This is a genomic window from Massilia sp. CT11-108 (genome assembly GCF_047302915.1).
GTDB lineage: Bacteria > Pseudomonadota > Gammaproteobacteria > Burkholderiales > Burkholderiaceae_D > Telluria > Telluria orientalis.
This window is the reverse complement of record NZ_JBKYMO010000820.1, coordinates 1-1,682: the sequence shown is the minus strand read 5'-3', so window position 1 is coordinate 1,682 and position 1,682 is coordinate 1. Positions and strand designations below refer to the sequence as shown.

General features: G+C 69.0%; 2 protein-coding genes and 1 pseudogene. 2 read left to right on the top strand and 1 reads right to left on the bottom strand.

Translation table 11 applies throughout. From position 1 onward, the window contains the following. On the top strand, positions 1-1,156 hold a 1,156-nt coding region (locus ACEN88_RS31055; protein ID WP_413345933.1), incomplete at its 5' end, for a carboxylesterase/lipase family protein. Here the strand turns inward: ACEN88_RS31055 and ACEN88_RS31050 are convergent. Next, a complete protein-coding gene (locus ACEN88_RS31050) occupies positions 1,150-1,527 on the bottom strand; it encodes a hypothetical protein (RefSeq protein WP_413345931.1) in 378 nt (125 codons plus the stop codon). The genes ACEN88_RS31055 and ACEN88_RS31050 overlap by 7 nt on opposite strands. Here ACEN88_RS31050 and ACEN88_RS31045 point away from each other — a divergent pair. Continuing rightward, positions 1,488-1,682 (top strand): annotated as a pseudogene (locus ACEN88_RS31045) (oxidoreductase); the annotation flags it as partial. The gene ACEN88_RS31050 and the pseudogene ACEN88_RS31045 overlap by 40 nt on opposite strands.

Genomic DNA, 1,682 nt, shown 5'->3' with positions numbered 1-1,682 from the left:
CGCCGCGCCGCTCGGCACGCCGCCGGCCGAGGATTGCCTGTACGTGAACGTGTGGCGTCCCGCGAAGGCGAAAGCGTCCGCGAAGCTGCCGGTGATCGTGTGGATCTATGGCGGGGGCTTCGTCAACGGCGGGTCGTCGCCGCCGACGTATTCCGGTGCCGCGCTGGCGAAGCAGGGCGTCGTGCTGGTCAGCTTCAACTATCGCCTCGGCCGTTTCGGCTTCTTCGCCCATCCCCAGTTGACGCAGCATGCAAAGGACGAACCGCTCGGGAATTACGGGTACATGGACCAGCTGGCCGCGTTGCAGTGGGTCAAGCGCAACGTGGCGGCGTTCGGCGGCGATGCATCCAACGTGACGATCATCGGCGAATCGGCCGGCGGCATGTCCGTCAACGCGTTGCTGACATCACCGCAGACGCAGGGCCTGTTCGCGAAGGCGGTCGTGCTGTCCGGCGGCGACGGCAAGTCGGCCGATCCGGGGCTGGCTGCCGTCGAGCAGATCGGCGTGAATTTCGCGACGGCCAAGGGCATCGCGGCGGACGATCCGCAGGCGCTGGATAAACTGCGCGCGCTGCCGGCCGAGCAAATCGTCGACGGCATGAACCTGGCCAACCGTGCGCCGCAGAATCCGGCCACGTATGCGGGGCCGTTCGCGGACGGCAAGGTGGCCGTCGAGTCGGGCGCCGCGTTCGCGTCCGGCCGCTTTGCGAAAGTCCCCGTGATGATCGGCGCGACGAGTGCCGACATCGGCGGCAAGACTGGCTTCATGGTCGCGGGCGCGCGCAGCCTCGCGGGCCGCCTCGCCGCGCAGGGTGTGCCCGTGTACGCATACCGCTTCTCGTACGTGGCCGACAGCATCGGCAAGACGGGCGCGCAGCACGCGAGCGACATCCCGTATTTCTTCGACACGGTCGACGTCAAGTACGGCGACGCCGTCACGAAGAAGGACGTGGCGATGGGCCGCGCGATGAGCGCCTACCTCGTGAACTTCGCGAAGAAGGGCGACCCGAACGGCCGCAAGCTGCCCGCGTGGCCGCGCTATGCGGGCGACAAGGACGTGATCATGGATTTTGGCGCGGACGGCAAGCCGGTCGCGCTGCGCGATCCGTGGGGATCCGAGATCGACGCGACGACCGTGGCGGCAGGCGGTCAATAAACGTCGCGGCGGTAGCGGCCTTCGTTTGTCAGCCCGTCGAGCGCTTGCGCGCCGAGGATGCCTTGCAGCGCCTCGTGCACGCCGCCGGCCATGCCTTGCAGGCTGCCGCAGACATAGATCGCGGCGCCGCGCTCGACCCACTCGCGCAGCCGGTCGGCGCGGTCGCGCAGCACGTCCTGCACGTAGCGGCGCTCGGCCTGGTCGCGCGAGAACGCGAGGTCCAGGTACGCCAGGTCGCCGTCCTCGCGCCATGCCTGCAGTTCGGCGCGCAGCAGGAAATCGTGGATCTGGTTGCGCTCGCCGAACAGCAGCCAGTTATCGGTCCGGCCCGCCGGCGGATCCCGAGCACCCGCGCGAATACTCGATCGCATCGCTGCCGATGGAGGGCCGGCTCGAACTGCTCGTGCGCCTGCAGCGGCGCGACGATGGAAGTGCCGGTGCGGCGTCCGGCTGGTTATGTGGGCAGGCAGACGTCGTGCGCCTGCGCCTGCGCGCGCACGAGCGCTTCCGTCTCGGCGCGAACATG